Source organism: Microbacterium sp. Nx66 (assembly GCF_904066215.1).
In the GTDB taxonomy this organism is placed as follows: domain Bacteria; phylum Actinomycetota; class Actinomycetes; order Actinomycetales; family Microbacteriaceae; genus Microbacterium; species Microbacterium meiriae.
The window spans coordinates 2,077,865-2,101,264 of the sequence record NZ_LR880474.1 but is presented as its reverse complement, the minus strand read 5'-3'; the positions used below and the strand labels follow the sequence as shown (position 1 = coordinate 2,101,264).

The 23,400-nt window shown below is 69.0% G+C and carries 22 protein-coding genes and 2 tRNA genes; 21 read left to right on the top strand and 3 right to left on the bottom strand.

The window, feature by feature from the left end; genetic code table 11:
• Positions 1–9 precede the first annotated feature (9 nt).
• The 10 genes from uvrA (at position 10) to MICNX66_RS09955 (ending at position 11,348) form a co-directional block, all read left to right on the top strand.
• On the top strand, positions 10–2,898 hold the full coding sequence (gene uvrA / locus MICNX66_RS10000) for an excinuclease ABC subunit UvrA (protein ID WP_187661747.1): 2,889 nt from the start codon (positions 10–12) through the stop codon (positions 2,896–2,898).
• Entirely contained in the window at positions 2,898–4,802 is a 1,905-nt protein-coding gene (uvrC, locus tag MICNX66_RS09995; RefSeq protein ID WP_187661746.1) for an excinuclease ABC subunit UvrC, read from the top strand. Before uvrA ends, uvrC begins: the two co-directional genes overlap by 1 nt.
• A 35-nt stretch (positions 4,803–4,837) precedes the next feature.
• A complete protein-coding gene (gene rapZ, locus MICNX66_RS09990; RefSeq protein ID WP_187661745.1) occupies positions 4,838–5,710 on the top strand; it encodes an RNase adapter RapZ in 873 nt (290 codons plus the stop codon).
• 63 nt (positions 5,711–5,773) lie between these two features.
• Entirely contained in the window at positions 5,774–6,751 is a 978-nt protein-coding gene (gene whiA, locus MICNX66_RS09985) for a DNA-binding protein WhiA (RefSeq protein ID WP_187661744.1), read from the top strand.
• Between the two features lie 155 nt (positions 6,752–6,906).
• Complete coding sequence (locus MICNX66_RS09980) at positions 6,907–7,533, top strand: superoxide dismutase (RefSeq protein WP_025105027.1); 627 nt, start codon at positions 6,907–6,909, stop codon at positions 7,531–7,533.
• Between the two features lie 115 nt (positions 7,534–7,648).
• Entirely contained in the window at positions 7,649–8,659 is a 1,011-nt protein-coding gene (gap, locus tag MICNX66_RS09975) for a type I glyceraldehyde-3-phosphate dehydrogenase (protein WP_025105026.1), read from the top strand.
• A gap of 10 nt (positions 8,660–8,669) precedes the next feature.
• Positions 8,670–9,884: a phosphoglycerate kinase gene (locus MICNX66_RS09970; protein WP_187661743.1), complete on the top strand. Its 1,215-nt coding sequence runs from the start codon at positions 8,670–8,672 to the stop codon at positions 9,882–9,884.
• Positions 9,875–10,666, top strand: coding sequence for a triose-phosphate isomerase (gene tpiA / locus MICNX66_RS09965; RefSeq protein WP_187661742.1), 792 nt, complete (start codon positions 9,875–9,877; stop codon positions 10,664–10,666). The genes MICNX66_RS09970 and tpiA overlap by 10 nt, the downstream gene beginning before the upstream one ends.
• An 80-nt stretch (positions 10,667–10,746) precedes the next feature.
• Complete coding sequence (gene secG / locus MICNX66_RS09960) at positions 10,747–10,995, top strand: preprotein translocase subunit SecG (RefSeq protein ID WP_025105023.1); 249 nt, start codon at positions 10,747–10,749, stop codon at positions 10,993–10,995.
• Positions 10,995–11,348, top strand: a complete 354-nt coding sequence (locus tag MICNX66_RS09955; RefSeq protein WP_025105022.1) for an RNA polymerase-binding protein RbpA — start codon at positions 10,995–10,997, stop codon at positions 11,346–11,348. The genes secG and MICNX66_RS09955 overlap by 1 nt, the downstream gene beginning before the upstream one ends.
• Before the next feature lie 56 nt (positions 11,349–11,404).
• On the opposite strand, the gene MICNX66_RS09950 is transcribed toward MICNX66_RS09955, so the two are convergent.
• Both MICNX66_RS09950 and MICNX66_RS09945 read right to left on the bottom strand, forming a co-directional pair.
• Positions 11,405–12,634, bottom strand: a complete 1,230-nt coding sequence (locus tag MICNX66_RS09950) for a hypothetical protein (protein ID WP_187661741.1) — start codon at positions 12,632–12,634, stop codon at positions 11,405–11,407.
• 71 nt (positions 12,635–12,705) lie between these two features.
• A tRNA-Gly gene (locus MICNX66_RS09945) sits at positions 12,706–12,779 on the bottom strand.
• A 94-nt stretch (positions 12,780–12,873) separates the two neighbouring features.
• On the opposite strand from MICNX66_RS09945, the gene MICNX66_RS09940 reads away from it, so the two are divergent.
• The 11 genes from MICNX66_RS09940 to clpX all read left to right on the top strand — a co-directional run bounded on the left by MICNX66_RS09940 (position 12,874) and on the right by clpX (position 22,826).
• Positions 12,874–12,947: transfer RNA gene (locus MICNX66_RS09940), tRNA-Pro, on the top strand.
• Between the two features lie 60 nt (positions 12,948–13,007).
• Positions 13,008–14,486: a trigger factor gene (gene tig, locus MICNX66_RS09935; protein ID WP_187661740.1), complete on the top strand. Its 1,479-nt coding sequence runs from the start codon at positions 13,008–13,010 to the stop codon at positions 14,484–14,486.
• Positions 14,487–14,558: 72 nt separating this feature from the next.
• On the top strand, positions 14,559–15,053 hold the full coding sequence (locus MICNX66_RS09930; RefSeq protein ID WP_187661739.1) for a tetratricopeptide repeat protein: 495 nt from the start codon (positions 14,559–14,561) through the stop codon (positions 15,051–15,053).
• Positions 15,054–15,134: 81 nt separating this feature from the next.
• A complete protein-coding gene (locus MICNX66_RS09925; protein WP_025105018.1) occupies positions 15,135–15,722 on the top strand; it encodes an ATP-dependent Clp protease proteolytic subunit in 588 nt (195 codons plus the stop codon).
• Positions 15,723–15,739: 17 nt separating this feature from the next.
• The gene (locus tag MICNX66_RS09920) at positions 15,740–16,381 is read left to right on the top strand and encodes an ATP-dependent Clp protease proteolytic subunit (protein WP_025105017.1); all 642 of its coding nucleotides are present in this window, start codon (positions 15,740–15,742) and stop codon (positions 16,379–16,381) included.
• Positions 16,382–16,534: 153 nt separating this feature from the next.
• The gene (locus MICNX66_RS09915) at positions 16,535–17,470 is read left to right on the top strand and encodes a sugar-binding transcriptional regulator (RefSeq protein WP_187661738.1); all 936 of its coding nucleotides are present in this window, start codon (positions 16,535–16,537) and stop codon (positions 17,468–17,470) included.
• Positions 17,467–18,468 (top strand): deoxyribose-phosphate aldolase, encoded by a 1,002-nt coding sequence (gene deoC / locus MICNX66_RS09910; protein WP_187661737.1) that lies wholly within the window; start codon positions 17,467–17,469, stop codon positions 18,466–18,468. Before MICNX66_RS09915 ends, deoC begins: the two co-directional genes overlap by 4 nt.
• A gap of 53 nt (positions 18,469–18,521) precedes the next feature.
• Complete coding sequence (locus MICNX66_RS09905; protein ID WP_187661736.1) at positions 18,522–19,964, top strand: aldehyde dehydrogenase family protein; 1,443 nt, start codon at positions 18,522–18,524, stop codon at positions 19,962–19,964.
• The gene (locus MICNX66_RS09900) at positions 19,961–20,812 is read left to right on the top strand and encodes an aldehyde dehydrogenase family protein (protein ID WP_187661735.1); all 852 of its coding nucleotides are present in this window, start codon (positions 19,961–19,963) and stop codon (positions 20,810–20,812) included. Before MICNX66_RS09905 ends, MICNX66_RS09900 begins: the two co-directional genes overlap by 4 nt.
• Before the next feature lie 103 nt (positions 20,813–20,915).
• Positions 20,916–21,440 (top strand): hypothetical protein, encoded by a 525-nt coding sequence (locus MICNX66_RS09895; RefSeq protein WP_187661734.1) that lies wholly within the window; start codon positions 20,916–20,918, stop codon positions 21,438–21,440.
• 117 nt (positions 21,441–21,557) lie between these two features.
• A complete protein-coding gene (gene clpX, locus MICNX66_RS09890) occupies positions 21,558–22,826 on the top strand; it encodes an ATP-dependent Clp protease ATP-binding subunit ClpX (protein WP_187661733.1) in 1,269 nt (422 codons plus the stop codon).
• Positions 22,827–22,891: 65 nt separating this feature from the next.
• Here clpX and MICNX66_RS09885 read toward each other — a convergent pair whose 3' ends face one another.
• A complete protein-coding gene (locus tag MICNX66_RS09885; protein ID WP_187661732.1) occupies positions 22,892–23,389 on the bottom strand; it encodes a GyrI-like domain-containing protein in 498 nt (165 codons plus the stop codon).
• Positions 23,390–23,400 lie beyond the last annotated feature (11 nt).

Here is a 23,400-nt window from a genome sequence, read left to right as displayed (position 1 = left end):
ACTTGTTCGGTGCCCATCGTCCCCGTTGCTTCCCCAGGAAAACTCAGTGTCCGCGGCGCCCGCGTACACAATCTCAAGAACGTCGACATCGACATCCCCCGCGACTCGCTGGTGGTCTTCACCGGCCTCTCCGGATCGGGGAAGTCCAGCCTCGCCTTCGACACGATCTTCGCCGAGGGGCAGCGCCGGTACGTCGAGTCGTTGAGCGCCTACGCCCGGCAGTTCCTCGGCCAGGTCGACCGGCCGGACGTCGACTTCATCGAGGGGCTGAGCCCGGCGGTGTCGATCGATCAGAAGTCGACGAACCGCAACCCGCGGTCGACGGTCGGCACCATCACCGAGATCTACGACTACATGCGCCTGCTCTGGGCGCGTATCGGCGTGCCGCACTGCCCGGTCTGCGGCGAGAAGATCCAGCGCCAGACGGTGCAGCAGATCGCCGACCAGCTCATGGAGCTTCCGGAGCGCACCCGGTACCAGGTCGTGGCGCCGATCGTCTCGCAGAAGAAGGGCGAGTTCGTCGACCTCTTCCGCGAGCTGGGGGCGAAGGGCTACTCGCGCGCGATCGTCGACGGCGAGCTCATCCAGCTGGCCGAGCCGCCGACGCTCAAGAAGAGCTACAAGCACGACATCGCCGTGGTCGTCGACCGTCTCGTCGCCTCGCCGGACATCCTCGGGCGCGTCACCGACTCCGTGGAGACCGCCCTCGGGCTCGCCGGCGGCGTCGTGCAGATCAATTACGTGGACGGCGAGGGCGACGACGCGTGGCAGACCTTCTCGGAGAAGCTGGCGTGCCCCAACGGACACGCGCTCACCCTCACCGAGATCGAGCCGCGCACGTTCTCCTTCAACGCGCCGTTCGGCGCCTGCCCCGCATGCTCGGGCCTCGGCACGCGCATGTCCGTCGACGTGGACCTGATGCTCGGTGACGAGGACCTCTCGATCCGCGAAGGCGTCATCATCCCCTGGACCACCCAGGGCAAGGGGCTCTTCCAGTACTACGAGCGGCTGCTCGAGGGACTCTCGCGAGACCTCGACTTCTCCCTCGACACCCCGTGGCGGGACCTGCACTCCGACGTCAAGGAAGCGGTGCTGCGCGGAGAGAACTACAAGGTCACCGTCAAGTGGAAGAACCGCTACGGCCGTGAGATGCGGTACGCGTCCGGCTTCGAGGGCGTGGTGCCCTACATCGAGCGTCAGTACCTGCAGGCCGAATCCGACACGCAGCGCAGCCGGTGGGGCGAGTACCTCCGCGAGGTTCCGTGTCCGGTGTGCAACGGCGACCGCCTGAAGCCCGAGGTGCTGGCCGTGCAGGTGCACGGTCACTCCATCGCCGAGGTCTCGCACCTCAGTCTCGCGGACGCCCGGGCGTTCATGGAGAAGCTGCAGCTCACCGAGCGCGAGGCCAAGATCGCCGCCCAGGTGCTCCGTGAGATCCGCCTGCGTCTCGACTTCCTCCTCCAGGTGGGGCTGTCGTACCTCAACCTGAGCCGCTCCGCAGGCTCCCTGTCGGGTGGTGAGGCGCAGCGCATCCGGCTCGCGACGCAGATCGGCTCCGGCCTGACCGGGGTGCTCTACGTGCTGGACGAGCCCTCCATCGGCCTTCATCAGCGCGACAACCGTCGACTCATCGAGACACTGCTCACTCTGCGCGACCTGGGGAACACCCTGATCGTCGTCGAGCACGACGAGGAGACGATCGAGGCGGCGGACTGGGTGGTCGACATCGGTCCGGGCGCCGGCGTGAACGGCGGCGCCGTGGTCCACTCCGGGCCCTACTCCGCGCTGCTCGCCGACACCGACTCCATGACCGGCGACTACCTCTCCGGCCGTCGGGAGATCCCGATGCCGGCGAAGCGCCGGAAGATCGACAAGAAGCGCATGCTGAGCGTCGTGGGCGCACGCGCCAACAACCTCCGCAACGTCACGGCCGACTTCCCGCTCGGCGTGCTCACGGCGGTCACGGGCGTCAGCGGATCCGGGAAGTCGTCCCTCGTGAACGACATCCTGTACCAGGTGCTCGCCTCGCGACTCAACGGGGCGCGGACGGTGCCGGGCAAGCACACGCGCGTGACCGGGCTCGACAACCTCGACAAGGTCGTGCACGTCGACCAAGCGCCGATCGGCCGCACCCCGCGCTCGAACCCGGCGACCTACACCGGCGTCTTCGATCGCATCCGCACGCTCTTCAGCGAGACGCCCGAGGCGAAGGTCCGCGGCTACCAGCCCGGGCGCTTCAGCTTCAACGTCAAGGGCGGACGCTGTGAGGCCTGCTCCGGTGACGGCACGATCAAGATCGAGATGAACTTCCTCCCGGACGTGTACGTGGACTGCGAGGTGTGTCACGGCAAGAGGTACAACCGCGACACCCTTGCTGTGCACTACAAGGGCAAGAACATCGCCGAGGTGCTGGAGATGCCGATCGAGGAGGCGGCCGAGTTCTTCGAGCCGATCCAGGCCATCCACCGCTACATGAAGACCCTGGTCGATGTGGGGCTGGGATATGTCCGCCTCGGGCAGTCGGCGACCACGCTCTCCGGCGGTGAGGCGCAGCGCGTGAAGCTCGCGACCGAGCTCCAGCGCCGCAGCAACGGTCGGAGCATCTACGTGCTCGACGAGCCGACGACGGGTCTGCACTTCGAAGACGTGCGCAAGCTCCTCGAGGTGCTGAACGGTCTGGTCGACAAGGGCAACACGGTCATCGTGATCGAGCACAACCTCGACGTGATCAAGTCGGCCGACTGGGTGATCGACCTCGGTCCCGAGGGCGGCTCCGGCGGCGGCACGATCCTCGCCACCGGCACGCCGGAGCAGATCGCGCGGGTCGAGGAGAGCCACACCGGCCAGTTCCTCGCCGAGATCCTGGGTGAGGGGCGCTCTGCGCGGAAGGCCAGCTGATGGCCGACGTCCTGCCGTACAAACCCCGGGCCGGCGAGATACCGACCGACCCGGGGGTGTACCGGTTCCGTGACGCCAACGGCCGCGTGCTGTACGTCGGCAAGGCGAAGAACCTCCGTCAGCGGCTGTCGAACTACTTCGCTCCGCTGCGGACGCTGCACGAGCGCACGCGCCGGATGGTGACGACCGCGGCGTCGGTGGAGTGGACGGTCGTGCCCACGGACGTCGACTCGCTGCAGCTCGAGTACATGTGGATCAAGGAGTTCGATCCGCCGTTCAACGTCAAGTACCGGGACGACAAGTCGTACCCTTTCATGGCCGTGACGATGGGGGACGAGGCGCCGCGCGTGCTCGTGACCCGGAACCGGAAGATCCCCGGCGCCCGCTACTTCGGCCCGTACCCGAAGGTCTGGGCGGTGCACGAGACCATCGACCTGATGATCAAGGCGTTCCCGATCCGCACGTGCAGCGACGCGAGCTACAAGCGGGCGATGCAGACGGGACGCCCGTGCTTCCCGGGGCAGATCGGCAAGTGCGGCGGGCCGTGTTCGATGACGGTGTCGATCGAGGAGCACCGGGCCATGGTCGACGACTTCGTCGCCTTCATGGCGGGTGGCGACGAGCGGTTCACCCGGGAACTCACCCAGCGCATGCTCGCCGCGTCGGCCGCCATGGACTACGAGGCGGCGGCGAAGTACCGCGACAAGCTCTCGGCGATCGAGGCCGTGCTCGGCAAGAGCGCTCTCGTGCTGCCCGCGGACGAGGACGCGGACCTGTTCGGTATCGCCGAGGACGAACTCGCGGCCGCCGTGCAGCATTTCGTCATCCGCGGAGGTCGTGTCCGCGGCGTGCGTGCTCTGACGATCGAGAAGGAGATCGACATCACGGGCGGAGAGCTCGTGGAACAGGTTCTCCAGCAGGCGTACGGGGAAGCTCAGGACGTGCCGCGTCGCATCCTGGTGCCCGTGCTCCCCGACGATGCGTCCGAGCTCGAGGTGTGGCTGCGGGAACGCCGAGGCCGGAAGGTCGAGATCGCGGTGGCGCATCGTGGTCAGCGTGCTGATCTCATGCGCACGGCCACGCTGAACGCCCAGCAGGCGCTGATCCGGCACAAGACCCGGCGTACCAGCGACTACGTCGCCCGTACCCAGGCGCTCACCGATCTGCAGGAGGCGCTGGGTATGGAGGAGGCGCCGCTCCGGATCGAGTGCTTCGACATCTCGCACCTCGGCGGCACGAACGTCGTGGCGTCCATGGTCGTGTTCGAAGATGGTCTTCCGCGGAAGGACCAGTACCGCACCTTCAACATCGCGGAGACGACCGACGACACCGACTCCATGTACCAGGTGCTGCGTCGTCGGCTCGCCTACCTCGACCGCCCGGAGGAGCAGGAGACCGTCGATCCCACCACCGACGAGGTGGTCGCGGAAGACGTCGGCGAGGCGGGGGTACGCCGCAAGCCTCGCTTCGCCTATCCGCCGCAGCTGCTGCTCGTGGACGGCGGGCAGCCCCAGGTCGAGGCCGCCGCGCGGGCCCTCCGCGACGCCGGGCACACCGAGATCGCCGTGTGCGGCATCGCCAAGCGCCTGGAGGAGATATGGCTCCCCGGCGACGACTTCCCCGTCATCCTTCCGCGGACCAGCGAATCGCTCTACCTGCTTCAGCGGCTTCGTGACGAGGCCCACCGCTTCGCCATCGTCCATCAGCGGAAGAAGCGCAAGAAGGACATCACGACGGTGCTCGCCGAGGTCCCCGGTCTCGGGGCCTCACGGATCAAGGTCCTCCTCAAGCACTTCGGCTCGGTCACCGCGCTGCGCGCCGCCGAACCCCACCAGATCCAGGAGGTCCAGGGGATCGGCCCGGTGCTGGCTCAGAACATCCATACGCACCTGTCCACTCGCTAGGCTGGGAGGCCGAGGGGGAGAAGGAGCAGTGAGTCATGTCTGACGGGGAGAAGGGCGAGTTCCTCATCGTCACCGGGATGTCCGGCGCCGGTCGCACCACGGTCGCGAACGCGCTGGAGGACCTCGGCTGGTACGTCGTGGACAACCTGCCGCCGCAGATCCTCCGACCGCTGCTCGACCTCACCGGCATGGGCGGGGATTCGCTGCCGAAGGTCGCCGCGGTCGTCGATGTCCGCGGTCGCAACCTCTTCGACGACTTCCCCGGCGTGGCGCGAGTGCTGCGCACCCGTGGATCGATCCGCGTGCTCTTCCTCGACGCCTCCGACGACGTGCTCGTCCGACGCTTCGAGGCGGTGCGTCGTCCGCACCCTTTGCAGGGCGACGGGACGCTTCTCGACGGCATCCGCATCGAGCGCACCCGGCTGGCGCCGATCCGCGAGGCCGCAGACCTCGTGATCGACACGACGGCGTTGAACATCCATCAGCTGGCGACGAAGGTGTCCGACATCTTCTCCGAGGAGGGCGAGGCCCGGCACCGCGTCACGCTTCTCAGCTTCGGGTTCAAATACGGGCTTCCCACCGATGTGGACGTCGTGGCGGACATGCGCTTCCTGCCGAATCCGTACTGGAATGAAGACCTGCGCGGTCTCACCGGACAGGATGAGACGGTGCGGGAGTACGTGCTCTCCCGCGACGGCGCGGAGGAGTTCCTCGACGCCTACGCGAAGGCTCTCGTGCCGGTCCTCGAGGGGTACCAGCGCGAGAACAAGAGCCACTCCACGATCGCCATCGGGTGCACGGGCGGCAAGCACCGTTCGGTCGCCATGTCCGAGGAGCTCGCCCGTCGACTGGCGGGAATCCCGGGCGTCGCGGTCAACGTCCGCCACCGTGACCTCGGCAGGGAATAGGCCCCCGACCGAGTAAGCTGGAGGTTTGCGTCGCGACCCGGCGCGTGAACGTGAAGGAGTCTCGTGGCACTAACCACCGACGTCAAGGCTGAGCTCGTCAGCATCCGCAATGCACCCCCCACGGTGCGCGTCGCTGAGGTGACGGCCATCCTCCGGTTCGCCGGTGGCCTGCACTCCATCGCCGGCCGGGTGGCGGTGGAGGCGGAGGTGGATGCCGAGACCCTCGCCCGTCGTGTGGCCCGAGACCTCGCCGAGATCTACGGCGTCCGTCCGGAGATCGCCCAGGTGCAGTCGAGCACCGCCAACGACGGCGCCCGGTGGGCCGTCCGCGTCATCGCGCAGGGGGAGACGCTGGCCCGCCAGACGGGGCTTCTCGACCAGCGACGCCGCCCGGTCCGCGGGCTCCCGAACCGCCTCACCACGGGTTCCCGCGCCGAGGTCGCCGGACTCTGGCGCGGTGCCTTCCTCGCCGCGGGCTCGCTCAGCGAGCCGGGCCGCTCCGCCATGCTCGAGGTCGCCTGCCCGTCGTCCGAGGCGGCCATGGCGCTCGTGGGCGCGGCTCACCGCCTCGGTGTCGCCGCGAAGGCGCGTGAGGTCCGCGGGCTTCCTCGCGTCGTCGTGCGCGAGGGGGAGGCCATCCGCACCATCCTCAGCGAGATGGGTGCCCAGCGCACCGCTCTCGCGTGGGAGGAGCTGCGGCAGCGCCGTGAGGTGCGCGCCGGTGTGAACCGTCTCGTCAACTTCGATGACGCGAACCTCCGCCGTTCCGCGCAGGCCGCCGTGGCGGCATGCGCCCGGGTCGAGCGCGCCCTCGAGATCCTGGCGGATGAGGTGCCCGATCACCTCCGCGTGGCCGGCGAGCTCCGCCTCGCGCACCGCGACGCCAGCCTCGACGAGCTCGGCCACCACGCCGACCCTCCGCTCACGAAGGACGCCGTGGCCGGCCGCATCCGCCGCCTGCTGGCGATGGCCGACAAGCGCGCGCAGCAGGAGGGCATCCCGGGGACCGAGGCCGCCGTCCCCGCGGGCCTCGACGTCTGACCGGTCGACGCGCACACGCGTGTCAACCCCCGGAAGGATCCGGACACCCGGTGCGTTGTCGTCAGTAGGATGAAAGTCGTCCGCTCTCCGTCGCACATCGGCGACGCGGAGCATCGGCAAGCGCCGCGGCGCGGCGCGGATTGGATGAATGCGATATGGCAACCTACACGCTCCCCGACCTTCCCTACGACTTCGCCGCTCTCGAGCCGCACATCAGCGGCAAGATCATGGAGCTGCATCACGACAAGCACCACGCGACCTACGTCGCGGGCGCCAACACGGCCCTGGAGCAGCTCGCCGAGGCCCGCGAGAGCGGCAACCTCGCGAACGTGAACAAGCTCGAGAAGGACCTCGCCTTCAACCTCGGCGGGCACGTCAACCACTCGATCTTCTGGACCAACCTCTCGCCGAACGGCGGCGGCCAGCCCGAGGGCGAGCTCAAGGCCGCCATCGACGAGTACTTCGGCTCCTTCGAGAAGTTCCAGGCGCACTTCACCGCCGCTGCCACCGGCATCCAGGGTTCCGGCTGGGCAGTGCTGAGCTGGGACTCGATCGGCTCGCGCCTGATCATCCAGCAGCTCTTCGACCAGCAGTCGAACACCGCGCAGGGCACCATCCCGCTGTTCCAGCTGGACATGTGGGAGCACGCCTTCTACCTCGACTACCTCAACGTGAAGGCCGACTACGTCAAGGCCGCGTGGAACATCGCCAACTGGGAGAACGTCGCCCAGCGCCTCGAGGTCGCCCGTCAGCAGACGAACGGCCTGCTGGTACTGTCGTAATCGGGTCGCGTCCCGGCGGGCCCACGGCTCGTCGGGGCGCCATCTCAGCCAAAAAACCCGCGCATGGCGCACGCTCGACGGCGGCGCTCGGCGCATGAGAAACAGGGAGACCTGAGTGTCTGTCAAGATCGGTATCAACGGCTTCGGCCGCATCGGACGCAACTACTTCCGCGCAGCTCTCGCGCAGGGAGCAGACCTTGAGATCGTCGCGGTCAACGACCTCACCGACAACAAGACCCTGGCGCACCTGCTGAAGTACGACTCGGTCAGCGGCGTCCTCGACGCCGAGATCACGTACGACGACGACAGCATCACCGTCGACGGCAAGGAGATCAAGGCTTTCGCAGAGCGCGACCCCGCCAACCTCCCGTGGGGCGAGCTGGGCGTGGACATCGTCATCGAGTCGACCGGCTTCTTCACCAACGCCGACGCCGCGCGCAAGCACATCGACGCCGGTGCGAAGAAGGTCCTCATCTCGGCTCCGGCCACCGGTGACGACCGCACCATCGTCATGGGCGTGAACGAGGAGACGTACAACCCGGAGACGGACCACATCATCTCCAACGCCTCCTGTACCACGAACTGCCTCGCGCCGCTGGCCAAGGTGTTCAACGACGCCTTCGGCATCGACCGCGGCTTCATGATGACGGCGCACGCGTACACCGCGGACCAGAACCTGCAGGACGGCCCGCACAAGGACCTCCGTCGTGCCCGCGCCGCCGCGATCAACATCACGCCGGCCTCGACGGGGGCTGCGAAGGCCATCGGCCTCGTGCTGCCCGAGCTGAACGGCAAGCTCAGCGGCTCGTCCTACCGCGTGCCGGTCCCCACGGGCTCGATCGTCGACCTGACGCTCATCACGGACCGCGAGAACCTGACGGTGGACGAGGTCAACGAGGCCTACAAGAAGGCTGCGGCCGAGGGTCGTCTGGCCGGGTACCTGCAGTACAACGAGGACCCGATCGTGTCGAGCGACATCGTGCACAACCCGCACTCGTCGATCTTCGACTCCACGCTCACCAACGTCAGCGGCAACCTGATCAAGGTGTCGAGCTGGTACGACAACGAGTGGGGCTACTCCAACCGTCTCGTCGACCTGACCGAGTACGTCGCCGAGCGCATCTGAGCTCCGACACATGACTCTGCGCACCCTGGACTCACTGGGTTCGCTCGAGGGCAAGCGCGTCATCGTCCGTTGTGATCTGAACGTCCCCCTTCGGGACGGGATCATCACGGACGATGGCCGTGTCCGCGCCTCGCTGCCGACCCTGAAGACCCTCATCGACGCGGGCGCCCGCGTCGTCGTCTGCTCGCACCTCGGACGCCCCGAGGGCGCGCCCGATCCGCAGTTCAGCCTGGAGCCGGTCGCGCAGCGACTGTCCGAGCTGCTCGGCGCACCGGTCGCCTTCGCGGGCGACACGGTCGGCGAAGCCGCGAAGGACGCCGTGGCGTCCCTCGAGAACGGCCAGGTCGTCGTGATCGAGAACCTCCGGTTCAACCCGGGGGAGACCTCGAAGGACGAGGCCGAGCGTGGTGCTTTCGCGGCCCAGCTCGCGGAGCTGGGCGACGTGCTCGTGTCCGACGGCTTCGGCGTCGTGCACCGCAAGCAGGCGAGCGTCTACGACCTCGCGAAGCTGCTGCCCTCGGCGGCCGGCCTCCTGATCGCGACCGAGCTCGACGTGCTCGACCGCTTGACGGAGAATCCGGAGCGGCCGTACGCGGTGGTGCTCGGCGGGTCCAAGGTGAGCGACAAGCTCGGAGTCATCTCGCACCTGCTCCCGCGGGTCGACCGCATCCTGGTCGGCGGCGGCATGCTCTTCACCTTCCTGAAGGCGCAGGGGCATGCCGTCGCGTCGAGCCTCCTCGAGGAGGACCAGCTCGAGACCGTGCGCGGATACATCGCCGAGGCGGCCGAGCGCGGCGTGGAGCTCGTGCTCCCCACCGACGTGGTCGTCGCCGCGTCCTTCGGCGCCGACGCGGACCACGAGGTGGCCCCCGCGGACGCGATCGACGAGACGGCGTTCGGTTCGTCGGGCATCGGCCTCGACATCGGGCCGGACACCGCGGCGCGCTTCGCCGAGGTCATCCGCGGATCGAAGACCGTGTTCTGGAACGGCCCGATGGGCGTGTTCGAGTTCGCGGCCTTCGCCGCAGGGACGAAGGCGGTCGCGCAGGCGCTGACCGAGGTCGACGGCCTCAGCGTGGTCGGTGGCGGCGACTCCGCCGCAGCCGTCCGTCAGCTCGGATTCACCGACGACCAGTTCGGGCACATCTCGACCGGCGGCGGCGCGAGCCTCGAATTCCTCGAGGGCAAGAAACTACCTGGGCTGGAGGTCCTCGGATGGGCGTGAGCTCCCGTACCCCGCTGATCGCGGGCAACTGGAAGATGAACCTGGATCACCTGCAGGCGGTGGCGTTCGTGCAGAAGCTGCACTGGACGCTGAAGGACGCCAAGCACGAGGACGGATCCGTGGAGGTGGCGGTCTTCCCGCCCTTCACCGACATCCGCAGCGTGCAGACGCTGATCGACGCGGACAAGATCCCGTTCGCGTTCGGTGCGCAGGACGTCTCGGCGCACGACTCCGGGGCGTACACCGGCGAGATCTCCGGCGCGTTCCTGGCGAAGCTCGACGCGAAGTACGTCATCATCGGGCACTCCGAGCGTCGCGAGTACCACGCCGAGTCCGACCAGATCGTGGCCGGCAAGGTGAAGGCTGCTCTCAAGCACGGCCTCTCCCCGGTGATCTGCGTCGGTGAGACGGCGGAGGACCTGGAGAAGTTCGGCGCCAGCGCGGTTCCGGCCGGACAGCTCGAGGCCGCGCTGCAGGGCGTCTCGCCCTCGGCCGACATCGTCGTCGCGTATGAGCCGGTCTGGGCCATCGGGTCGGGTCAGGCGGCCACGCCGCAGCAGGCGCAGGACGTGTGCGCGGCGCTCCGCGGTGTGATCGCGAAGGTCCTCGGCGACGAGGCGGCCGCGCGCACCCGCATCCTCTACGGCGGCTCCGTCAAGGCGGCGAACATCGCCAGCTTCATGCGCGAGCCCGACGTGGACGGCGCTCTGGTCGGCGGCGCGAGCCTCGTCGTCGACGAGTTCGCGGCGATCATCCGTTTCGAGAAGCACGTCGGCGTGTGAGTGCGGCGGGGCTCCGGCCCCGCTGCACCGTATACTTGACCGTTACGGGGGCGCTCCGGCCCCAGCGAAAGGCTCTTTCCGTGGCAATTCTCGAGTTCGTCCTGCAGGTCGTGCTGGGCATCACCAGCGTCCTGCTGACTCTCCTCATCCTCTTGCACAAGGGTCGCGGTGGCGGCCTGTCCGACATGTTCGGCGGCGGCATGACCACTGCGGTCGGCTCCTCCGGTCTCGCGGAGCGGAACCTGAACCGCTTCACCGTCGTCCTGGCGCTCACGTGGTTCATCGCCATCGTGGCGCTCGGCCTCATCACGAAGTTCGAGGTGATCTGATGGCTACCGGTGGAAACGCGATCCGCGGTACCCGTGTCGGTTCCGGTCCCATGGGCGAGCAGGACCACGGCTATCACGCCGACCGCATCGCGGTGTCGTACTGGGACGGCCTCGGCAACGAGACGGTGCGCTACTTCGCCGCCGGCCTCCCCGAGGAGGAGATCCCGGAGATCATCGACCACCCGCAGTCGGGTCTCCCGGCCGGGCGCGACAAGGAGAACCCTCCCGCCGTCGCGAAGGCCGAGCCGTACAAGACGCACCTCGCTTACGTGAAGGAGCGCCGGACGGACGAAGAGGCCGTCCAGCTCCTGGAGGACGCCCTCACTCAGCTGCGCGAGCGTCGGGGTCAGTGACCGCCGACTGAGCGAGAGGAGAAGCCGCCGTGATGATCACGGCGGCTTCTTCCGTCTCAGCGGCAGCCGGCCGCGGCGTCGATGTAGTTCTGCGGGGGATACCCGTAGGCCCATACGCCGTTGGCGTCGTCCGTGAAGCCCATGCTGATGGCCCAGGCCGTCGCCCACTTCTCGATGCTGTCCTGCGTGGACGAGTCGTACATGTCCTGACACTTCACGCTGATGGCATGACCCACCTCGTGGGCGACGAGCGCTCTGCTGCGCTCTGCGGGCCACTGCTCCGCGACCGAGTTCGACAGCTCGATGACCGCGCGTCCCGGCTCGTCCCACCACCAGGTGGTGTAGCCGCCCATGCTGCCGTTGTACCCGGCGCCGTTGACGACGGGTGCCCAGTCGAACTCCAACAGGACGCCGGGCGCGAGCGAGCGGGCGAAGGCCTCGATCTCGAGCCGGGCGTTCCGCAGTGGGCCCGCCTTCTCCGCGAGCTCCGCGTCCTCGGCCGCGACGACATCGGTGGCCGCCTTCTGCAGGGCGACGTAGGCGGCCGCAGCCGCGTCGTCGACCTCAGTGACGGCGAGAGCATCCGCGGCGGCTCCGCGCAGAGCGATCACGGCGGCGTTGCGGGTCGACGGATGCGCGCTCTCGAAGGCGCCGGCGGCCTCGGCCGCGGTGGTGAGCACGGCCACGCCGTTCGTCCGGACCGCGTCCACGCTCGCGGCGGCGGACGTGGAGGCGCTGTCCATCGACTCGGCGACGTCGCGCAGGGTGCTCTGGTCCTCGGCGAGACGGCTCGTCGCGGCGAAGAGGTCCCAGAACCAGCCGGGTTTCGTCTCGTCGGCCGGGAGCCGCGTCGCGAGGACGTCCTCGGCCTCGCCGCCCGTGGTCTCGCCCTCCGCCACGGCGGAGTCCAGGGCCGCCCAGAGGTCCTCGGGAACGGCGAGGGCGGGCGCGCCGGTGTCGATGATGACATGCCCGGCGTCCGTCGCCGCGATCAGATCGGCGGTCCGCTGTCGGAGTTCCGTCTGCTGGGCGGTCACCGATCGAGTGGCGTCCTCGACCCCGCTGGCGGCCTCGTCGTATCCCTGGTTCGCCACGAGTTGCGTGATGCCGAGACCGGTCAACACCACGACCGTGCCGATGGCGCCGACGAGGATGCCCTTCAGCCTTCGCCGGTCGCGCGGCGGCCGGGGGACGCCGGACGCGGAGGAGAGGACGGGCGGGAGACGATGCCCACCCGGTGCCGGCCCCGTGGCGGTCGCGGCAACCGACGGCGGAGGGGCGGTCACGAGGCGCTCATCTCGGCAGGCCTTCCGGTCGGGAGCTGATCCTGTCAGCGTATTCGACCGAGGTGACGACGTGGAGGGGGTGACGGGAATCGAACCCGCGCAATCAGTTTGGAAGACTGAGACTCTACCATTGAGCTACACCCCCGGAACCGGAGTCCGGACTCCATCGATCATAGCGGACGGTCGGGCGTGCTCCTGTCCGTTAGACTCGATGGGGCTGAATCTGCGTGCGGATTCCCCGGGGCGTAGCTCAGCTTGGTAGAGCGCCCGCTTTGGGAGCGGGAGGTCGCAGGTTCAACTCCTGTCGCCCCGACTCGACCCCACGACCTTTCAGCCGCGTTCCGCGCGGAAACCACAAGGAGAACACACCAGCATGGCGAACAGCACCGTCGAGAAGCTGACCCCGACCCGGGTCAAGCTCACCATCACGGTCACCCCGGACGACCTCAAGCCGAGCATCGCGCACGCCTACGAGCACATCGCGCAGGACGTCCAGATCCCCGGCTTCCGCAAGGGCAAGGTGCCGGCTCCGATCATCGACCAGCGCATCGGCCGTGGCGCCGTCATCGAGCACGCCGTCAACGAGGGCCTGGACAAGTTCTTCCGCGAGGCGACCGCCGAGCACAAGCTCCGCATCGTCGGTCGTCCGTCGGCCGAGATCACGCAGTGGCCCAACGAGAAGGACTTCTCGGGCGACCTGCTCGTCGACGTCGAGGTCGACGTGCGCCCGGAGATCGAGCTCCCCGACTACGCGGGCATCACCCTCGAGGTCGACGCCGTGGAGGCCGACGAGGCCGCCCTCGACGCCGAGCTGGAGAACATGCGCGCCCGCTTCGGCACGCTCATCCCCGTCGACCGCCCCGCAGCCAAGGGCGACTTCGTCGAGCTGGACCTCGTCGCCACCATCGACGGCGCCGAGATCGATCGCGCCGAGGGCGTCTCCTACGAGATCGGCTCCGGCGAGCTCCTCGAGGGCATCGACGACGCGATCGAGTCGCTCACCGCCGGTGAGGACACCACCTTCCGCTCCGCCCTCGTCGGTGGCGACCACGCCGGCAAGGAGGCGGAGGTCTCCGTCACCGTCAAGGCCGTCAAGGAGCGCGAGCTTCCCGAGGCCGACGACGAGTTCGCGCAGATCGCGAGCGAGTTCGACACCATCGCGGAGCTGCGCGACAGCCTGCGCGAGCGCGTCGAGCAGCAGGGCGTCTTCACGCAGGGCTCCGCCGCCCGCGACAAGCTCGTCGAGACGCTGCTCGCGCAGATCGAGATCCCGGTCCCGCCGCAGCTCATCGAGGACGAGGTGCACAACCACCTCGAGGGCGAGGGTCGTCTCGAGGACGACGTGCACCGCGCCGAGGTGACCGAGGCCAGCGAGAAGCAGTTCCGCACGCAGGTGCTGCTCGACACGATCGCCGAGCAGGCCGACGTGCAGGTCTCGCAGGAGGAGCTCTCGCAGTACCTCATCCAGTCCGCCGCGCAGTACGGCATGGCGCCGCAGGAGTTCGTCGAGGCGCTGCAGTCCTCGAACCAGCTCCCGGCCCTGGTCGGCGAGGTCGCCCGTAACAAGGCACTCGCGATCGCCCTGGGCAAGGTCAAGGTCGTGGACACCAACGGCAAGGCCGTCGACCTCTCCGACTTCGTCGTGACCGACGACGAGGCCGAGGCCGAGGGCGAGAAGGCCGCCGAGGCTGACGAGAAGCCCGCCGCGAAGAAGAAGGCTCCGGCCAAGAAGGCGGCCGCCAAGAAGGACGCCGACGCGGACGAGAAGCCCGCCGCGGCGAAGAAGCCCGCCGCCAAGAAGCCGGCTGCGAAGAAGGCTCCGGCCAAGAAGGATGCCGACACCGCCGAGTGATCGGCACGGTCGAGTGAAGAGGGCGGGTGCTGCGGCATCCGCCCTCTTTCTCATCGAGGGAAGGACGACAGGATGACGAGCTGGGACGACCGCATCGATCAGGTGTGGGCGGACGCCTCGGGAGAAGAGGTCGGCGACGAGACGATCGCGCGCATCGACGCCCTCGCCGCGGAACGGGGCGCGGACGACGCCCGGGCCGAGTTCGAGCGCGCCGGTGCCCGCGATTCCGCCGGACGCCCGGCGGAGGCCGTGGAGCTCTACCGTCGCGCCCTGGCGCTCGGCCTCGATGAGGAGCATCGCCCGCAGTGCGTGATCCAGCTCGCGAGCTCGCTGCGCAACCTCGGCGACTACGACGAGGCGCTGCGCGTCATCCGCGCCGAGGAGGAGATCGCGGCGGACGGACCGTATCGCGACGCGGTCGCGGTGGTGCACGCCCTCATCCTCGCCAGTGCCGGCCGGCCCGCGCAGGGCCTGTCGGTGGCCATCCTCGCGCTCGTCCCGCACCTGCCGCGCTACCACCGATCCATGACGGCGTATGCGCAGGAGATCGCCGGCAGCGACACCTGATATGCCGACGGCGAACACGACCTAGGGGCTGTGCGCGCGCCGGTAGATTCGAATCACTGAAACACGGAAGCAGGAGCTGACATGGCTGAACCCCTCGTCGCGACAAGCGTCTTCGACAGGTTGCTGAAGGACCGCATCATCTGGCTCGGCTCGGAGGTGCGAGACGACAACGCCAACGAGATCTGCGCGAAGATCCTCCTTCTCGCCGCCGAAGACTCCGAGAAGGACATCTACCTCTACATCAACTCGCCCGGCGGCTCGATCACCGCGGGCATGGCGATCTACGACACGATGCAGTTCGTGCCGAACGACATCGTCACCGTCGGCATCGGCATGGCCGCGTCCATGGGTCAGCTGCTGCTGACCAGCGGCACCAAGGGCAAGCGCTACATCACCCCGAACGCCCGCGTGCTGCTGCACCAGCCGCACGGCGGCTTCGGCGGCACCGCGAGCGACATCCAGACCCAGGCGCAGCTCATCCTGTCGATGAAGAAGCGCCTCGCCGAGATCACCGCGTCGCAGACCGGCAAGCCCGTCGAGCAGATCAACGCCGACGGCGACCGCGACCGCTGGTTCACGGCGGAGGAGGCCCTCGAGTACGGCTTCGTCGACCACATCCGCGAGCACGCCAGCGACGTCACCGGCGGCGGCGGCACGGGCGTCGAGTAAGGATTCGAGAGGACACCATGTACACACCCACGTTCCAGTCCGCCGGAAACCTGCCCTCCAGCCGTTATGTGCTGCCGCAGTTCGAAGAGCGCACCGCCTACGGCTTCAAGCGCCAGGACCCGTACAACAAGCTGTTCGAAGACCGCGTGATCTTCCTCGGCGTGCAGGTCGACGACGCGTCGGCCGACGATGTCATGGCGCAGCTCCTCGTCCTGGAGAGCCAGGATTCCGAGCGCGACATCACCATGTACATCAACTCGCCCGGTGGCTCCTTCACCGCGATGACGGCGATCTACGACACGATGCAGTACGTCGCGCCGCAGATCCAGACCGTCGTGCTCGGCCAGGCGGCCTCGGCCGCCTCCGTGCTGCTCGCGGCGGGTGCCCCCGGCAAGCGTCTCGCGCTGCCGAACGCCCGCGTGCTGATGCACCAGCCGGCGATGGGAGAGGCCGGGCACGGTCAGGCCTCGGACATCGAGATCCAGGCGGCGGAGATCCTCCGCATGCGCACCTGGCTGGAGGAGACCATGGCCCGTCACACCGGCAAGCCGGTCGAGCAGGTCAACCGCGACATCGATCGCGACAAGATCCTCTCGGCCAACGAGGCGCTGGAGTACGGCATCGTCGACCAGGTGCTCACCTCGCGCAAGCGCGCGTAATCCGCACCCGCAGAAGAGGACGCCCGTCGAGCGACGGGCGTCCTCTTCGCGTCTCCGGCGGATGCGCGCGGGAGGATGGCGCGAATGCGCATATGAGCAGATGGGTGCGCGAACGCTGAATCCGGCCTACCCTGGAGGAGGAAGGAGGACACCGTGGAAGAAGATCTGCTCATGGTCCGGGTCGCCGAGCTGTACTACGACGAGGACAAGACGCAGGACGAGATCGGTGGTCTCCTGAAGATCTCCCGGTGGAAGGTCGGGCGCCTCCTCACGCAGGCGCGGCAGCGCGGCATCGTCCGCATCGAGATCGTCCACCCGCGCGCCCGTCGGCTCGGCCTCGAGCGCGAGCTCGTGGAGCGCTTCGGCCTCACCGATGCCGTGGTCGTCCCCTCACCCGAAGGCGACGAGGGCACTCTGGAACGCGTCGCCCAGGCGGCAGCGGACTTCCTGACCGCCCTCCGCCCTGTCCCGCGCACCCTCGGGGTGAGCTGGGGCAAGACGCTCCGCGCCGTGGCCGAGGCCCTGCCGGATGGCTGGGCGAACGGTGTCACGGTCGTGCAGCTCAACGGCGGCGTCAGCCTGAACCGGCGCTCGGGCGGGGCCGCGGGACTCGCGGTGACCATCGCCCAGCGCGCCTCCGGCCAGGTCTCCCTGCTGCCGAGCCCCGCGATCCTGGAGCACGTCGAGACGAAGCAGGCGATCGAAGGGGACCGCACCGTCGCGGCCGTGCTGGAGGAGGCCGCGGACGCCCAGGCGTTCCTGTTCACCGCCGGCCCCTGCGATGCGACCTCCGCCCACGTCGAGAACGGCTATCTCACCGCCGACGATGTGGAGGAGCTCGCACGCCGCGGCGCCGTCGGCGACGTCCTCGGGCGCTACGTCGACGCCGAGGGCAACATCGTCGACCCGCAGTTGGACGCCCGCACGGTCGGCGTCTCGCTCGACCGCCTGCGCGGCGCCGCGCGGGCCATCTTCGTGACGGCGGGCCCCGCCAAGCACGACATCGCGCGCACGGTCGTGACCAGCGGCCTGTGCGGGGTCCTGGTGACCGATGAGACCACAGCACGAGCATTGTTGGAGGAACAGTGACGACGACAGAACTCAGCCGCAGGACGGCGGTGGACGTCCTCGGCGGTGAGCCGGACGACGCGACCCTCCGTCGCTTCCTGCACGGCCTCCCCGGTGTGGACGCCGTCGGGCTGGAGCAGCGCGCTGCCGGCCTCGGCACCCGCTCCATCAAGACGACGTCGAAGGCGTGGGCGCTGGACACGATCATCAAGCTGATCGACCTGACCACCCTGGAGGGCGCGGACACTCCCGGCAAGGTACGGTCCCTCGTCGCCAAGGCGAAGAACCCCGACGCCGCCGACCCCTCGACGCCCCGCGTCGCCGCGGTCTGCGTCTACGGCGACATGGTCGCCGGCGCGGTCGAGGCCCTCGGCAGCCTGCACGGCGACCCCGACGACGGCCTCATCTCGGTCGCCGCCGTGGCCACCGCCTTCCCGAGCGGCCGGTCCTCCCTCGCGATCAAGCTCGCCGACACCGCGGAGGCGGTCGCGGCCGGTGCGGACGAGATCGACATGGTCATCGACCGGGGCGCGTTCCTGTCCGGCCGCTACGGGCTGGTGTTCGACCAGATCGCCCAGGTCAAGGAGGCGTGCCGCCGCGAGGACGGCTCGTACGCCTCGCTCAAGGTGATCCTCGAGACCGGCGAGCTGAACACGTACGACAACATCAAGCGCGCCTCCTGGCTCGGCATCCTCGCCGGCGGTGACTTCATCAAGACCTCGACGGGCAAGGTGCAGCCGGCGGCGACGCTGCCGACCACGCTGCTGATGCTGGAGACGGTGCGCGACTGGTACCGCGGCACGGGGGAGCGCATCGGCGTGAAGCCCGCCGGCGGCATCCGCTCGTCCAAGGACGCGGTCAAGTACCTGGTGACGGTCGCCGAGACCGTGGGGGAGGAGTGGCTCCAGCCGCACCTGTTCCGCTTCGGCGCCTCGAGCCTGCTCAACGACGTGCTCCTGCAGCGTCAGAAGCTCGCCACCGGCCACTACTCCGGCCCCGACTACGTCACGATCGACTGACTTCTTCGGCCGGTCCCTGAGCCGGTCGAAGGGCAGCAACCCAAGGGATTGAAATGAACTTCCTGGAATACGCTCCGGCTCCGGAGTCCACGGCGGTGCTGAACCTCAAGGGCAGCTACGGGCTGTTCATCGACGGCGAGTTCGTCGACGGCTCCGGCACCCCCTTCCGCACCATCTCCCCGGCGACGGAGAAGGAGATCGCCGAGGTCGCCTCCGCCGACGACGCGGACATCGACCGCGCCGTCGCCGCGGCACGTCGCGCCTACGACAAGGTCTGGTCGCGGATGAGCGGCCGCGACAGGGGCAAGTACCTGTTCCGCATCGCCCGCCTCGTGCAGGAGCGTGCCCGTGAGCTGGCCGTCGCCGAGAGCCTCGACAACGGCAAGCCCATCAAGGAGAGCCGCGACGTGGACGTGCCGCTCGTGGCGTCCTGGTTCTTCTACTACGCGGGGTGGGCCGACAAGCTCGACTACGCCGGTCTCGGCGCGAACCCGCGCGCCCTGGGCGTCGCCGGGCAGGTCATCCCGTGGAACTTCCCGCTGCTGATGCTCGCGTGGAAGCTGGCGCCCGCGCTGGCGGCCGGGAACACGGTCGTGCTCAAGCCCGCCGAGACCACGCCGCTGACGGCACTGATCTTCGCCGAGATCCTGCAGCAGGCCGATCTCCCCGCCGGTGTCGTGAACATCGTCACGGGGGCCGGGCCGACCGGTGCCGCCCTGGTCCGTCACCCCGACGTCGACAAGGTCGCGTTCACCGGCTCGACGGGTGTCGGTCGCGACATCGCCCGGGCCGTCGCGGGGACGAACAAGAAGCTGACCCTGGAGCTGGGCGGCAAGGCCGCGAACATCGTCTTCGACGACGCGCCGATCGACCAGGCGGTCGAGGGCATCGTCAACGGCATCTTCTTCAACCAGGGCCACGTGTGCTGCGCCGGGAGTCGTCTGCTCGTGCAGGAGTCGATCCACGACGAGGTCGTCGACCGGCTGAAGAACCGGCTGTCGACGCTGCGTCTCGGCGACCCGCTCGACAAGAACACGGACATCGGCGCGATCAACTCCGCGGCGCAGCTCGCCCGCATCCGCGAGCTGAGCGACATCGGCGAGGCCGAGGGTGCCGAGCGCTGGACCGCCGACTGCGCGATCCCGGAGCAGGGCTTCTGGTTCGCCCCGACGATCTTCACCGGGGTCGAGGCCTCGCACCGCATCGCCCGAGACGAGGTCTTCGGCCCGGTGCTGTCGGTCCTCACCTTCCGGACGCCCGCCGAGGCGATCGCGAAGGCCAACAACACGCCGTACGGCCTCTCGGCGGGCATCTGGTCGGACAAGGGCTCGCGCATCCTCGCAGTCGCGGATCGGCTGCGTGCGGGCGTCGTGTGGGCCAACACGTTCAACCGTTTCGACCCGTCGAGCCCGTTCGGCGGCTACAAGGAGTCCGGATTCGGCCGCGAGGGCGGTCGCCAGGGGCTCACCGCCTACCTCAAGGGAGCCGCAGCATGAGCAAGCGACTGACCGTTCCGAAGACCTACAAGCTCGCCATCGGCGGGGCCTTCCCCCGCAGCGAGTCCGGACGCACGTACGAGGTCGTCTCCCGCAAGGGCGCCTTCCTCGCCAACGCCGCCAAGGCCTCCCGCAAGGACGCCCGTGATGCGGTCGTCGCCGCGCGCGCCGCCGTCAAGGGCTGGTCGGGGGCGACGGCCTACAACCGCGGCCAGGTGCTCTACCGCGTCGCCGAGGTGCTCGAGGGACGTCGCGCACAGTTCGTCGACGAGATCGTGGCGCAGGAGGGCATCTCGTCCTCGGCGGCCACGGCGCAGGTCGACGAGGCGATCGATCTCTGGGTCTGGTACGCCGGGTGGTGCGACAAGTACGCCCAGGTGGCGGGCAACGCGAACCCCGTCTCCGGTCCGTACTTCAACATCTCGGTGCCAGAGCCCACCGGTGTGGTCGCCATCGTGGCGCCGCAGGACTCGGCGCTGCTCGGCCTGGTCTCTGTCGTCGCCCCGGCCCTTGTCGCCGGGAACACCGTCGTCGTGGTCGCGAGCGAGCAGTACCCGCTCTCCGCGATCAGTCTCGCCGAGGTGCTCGCGACCAGCGACGTCCCCGGCGGCGTGGTGAACGTGCTCACCGGTTCGCCGGCCGAGATCGCCCCCTGGCTCGCCTCGCACCAGGATGTGAACGCCCTCGACCTCGCCGGCGCCGGTGCGCTGGAGTGGGTCGACATGCAGATCGCCGCAGCGGACACGCTGAAGCGCGTCGTCGCCCCCGGCGACGTGGTCGCGTCGCCGGAGCGGATCGCCGCCTTCACCGAGGTCAAGACGGTCTGGCACACGAAGAGCATGGTCTGACGACACGTCAGGATGGCTGAGGGCCCTGTCGCGTACCGCGCGGCGGGGCCCTCGTCGTTCGAGCAGCGTGCGCGTGACGCCGGTGCTGTGGTTTCATGGCGGCATGATGGCGACCTCCGGCGTCCGCGCCCGCCCCGGGCGAGTGACGCTCGTGCTGGCGGCGATCCTGCTTCTCGGCGGCTGCGCAGCGGCGCCGGCCGACGTCACCGCCGGAGAGCCGACGCCGACCGTGACCCCGACCGTCGCCTGCCCGCAGGTGGACGGCGCGGAGCTTCCGCCGGAGTGTGCGCCGTACGACCCGGAACACGCGATGGAACAGAACGACCGGCATCGTGAGCGGATGGAGACGTCGGCCGAGGCGCGGGCGGCCGCCGAGCAGCCGGTGGCGGACCTCCGCGTGCGTCTCGAAGCACTGCGCACGGAGAGCACGATCTCTGTGGCCTCCGTCGAGGACGCCTTGCGCGAGGTCGGCCTCGTCCATCACGTCGCCCGGGGGGATGCGCGCGCGGTGGCGTTCGGTGCCGACGGTCCCGAGGGCGGCTGCGTCTTCGGGGAGGTGCGTCCGGACGACGTCCGGATCGATGTCGGGGGATACATCATGGACGGCGGCTGCCTCCCCGCGGAATGACCGCGGAGACACCGTCATCCGCCGGACCCGCCGAACGACTCGTCGCCAATGCGGCCCGGTGTCGTATGCAGCGGTTAGGCTCGAAGAACGATCCTGATCCCCCCGAGGAGGACGCGCATGGCCCGCATCGGTGAAAGCGCTGACCTGTTCAAGTGCTCGTTCTGCGGAAAGAGCCAGAAGCAGGTGCAGCAGCTCATCGCCGGACCCGGCGTGTACATCTGCGACGAGTGCGTCGAGCTCTGCAACGAGATCATCGAAGAGCGCATGGCGGAGTCGTCCGCTGAGGGCGTCGCCGAGTTCGAGCTTCCGAAGCCCCGCGAGATCTTCACGTTCCTCGAGGAGTACGTCGTCGGACAGGAGCCCGCGAAGCGCGCCCTCTCCGTCGCCGTCTACAACCACTACAAGCGCGTCCGCGCCCACGGCACGCTGCAGCCGGCCGAGCAGAAGGCCGAAGAGATCGAGATCGCGAAGAGCAACATCCTGCTCATCGGCCCGACGGGCTGCGGTAAGACCTATCTGGCGCAGACGCTCGCCAAGCGCCTCAACGTGCCGTTCGCCGTCGCCGACGCGACCGCGCTGACGGAGGCCGGCTACGTCGGCGAAGACGTCGAGAACATCCTCCTCAAGCTCATCCAGGCCGCGGACTATGACGTGAAGCGCGCCGAGCAGGGCATCATCTACATCGACGAGGTCGACAAGATCGCCCGCAAGGCCGAGAATCCGTCGATCACCCGCGATGTGTCGGGCGAGGGTGTGCAGCAGGCGCTGCTGAAGATCATCGAGGGCACGGTCGCCTCGGTGCCGCCGCAGGGCGGTCGCAAGCACCCGCACCAGGAGTTCCTGCAGATCGACACCTCGAACGTGCTCTTCATCGTGGCCGGTGCCTTCGCCGGGCTGGAGGACATCGTCTCGGCGCGCGTGGGCAAGCACGGCGTCGGCTTCGGCGCTCCGCTGCACGACAAGGGCAAGGACCTCGACCTTTTCAGCGAGGTGCTCCCGGAAGACCTCCACAAGTTCGGGCTCATCCCGGAGTTCATCGGTCGCCTGCCTGTCGTCACCAACGTGTCGCCGCTCGACCAGGCCGCGCTCATCGACATCCTCACGGGGCCGCGCAACGCGCTCGTGAAGCAGTATCAGCGCATGTTCGAGCTCGACGGCGTCCAGCTGGAGTTCGAGGAGGACGCGCTGCGGTCGATCGCGGATCTGGCGGTCGAGCGCAAGACGGGTGCCCGTGGTCTCCGTGCCATCCTGGAGGACGTGCTCGGTCCGGTGATGTTCGAGATCCCGTCTGCGGAGGACGTCGCGAAGGTGATCATCACCCGCGCCGCCGTCGACGAGGGTGCCCCGCCCACCATCGTGATGGAGCGCAAGCGCAAGAGCGCCTGAGCGCCGGGCCCCGGCGGGTCAGACACCCCCCGCGGACGCGGTGAGCAGCTCGCAGGCGTGCCTGCTCACGCCACCGGCATGAGCAGGTCCGTGCGGAGCTCGTCCGGATCGATGCCGGGGTCCGAGACGTACACCTCGATCCAGAGGCCGCGTGGGTGCAGCCCGGCCTCCGCCGCGCGTGCGACCAGCCCGGCCCATCCGGTGCCGAGACCGTCGTAGGAGCCGAAGACGGTGGTCGCGACGGCCTGCCCGGTCGGCAGGGCCGACGCCACGATGGCGGTTCCGTCGCCGGTGGCGATCGGGTCGGACGGTGCGGCCTGCACCGGGAAGCCGAGCTCCAGATCGAACACGCCCATCGGATCGCCGTGATAGATCGCGAGCGCCGGGCCGGTGGGGATCAGCCTGCCGGCGGCGAAGGCCGCGGCGATCGCCCCGTAGCCGGTGTCGAAAGCGTCACGGAGGTCGGCGAGGCGGATACCCTTGTGCTGGATGACGGCGAGGGGAACGGCGTCCAGCTCCAGGCTGTCCGCCGGGCCGAAGGGAGCGTCGGGGAATGCGTCCATGCGCTCAGGGT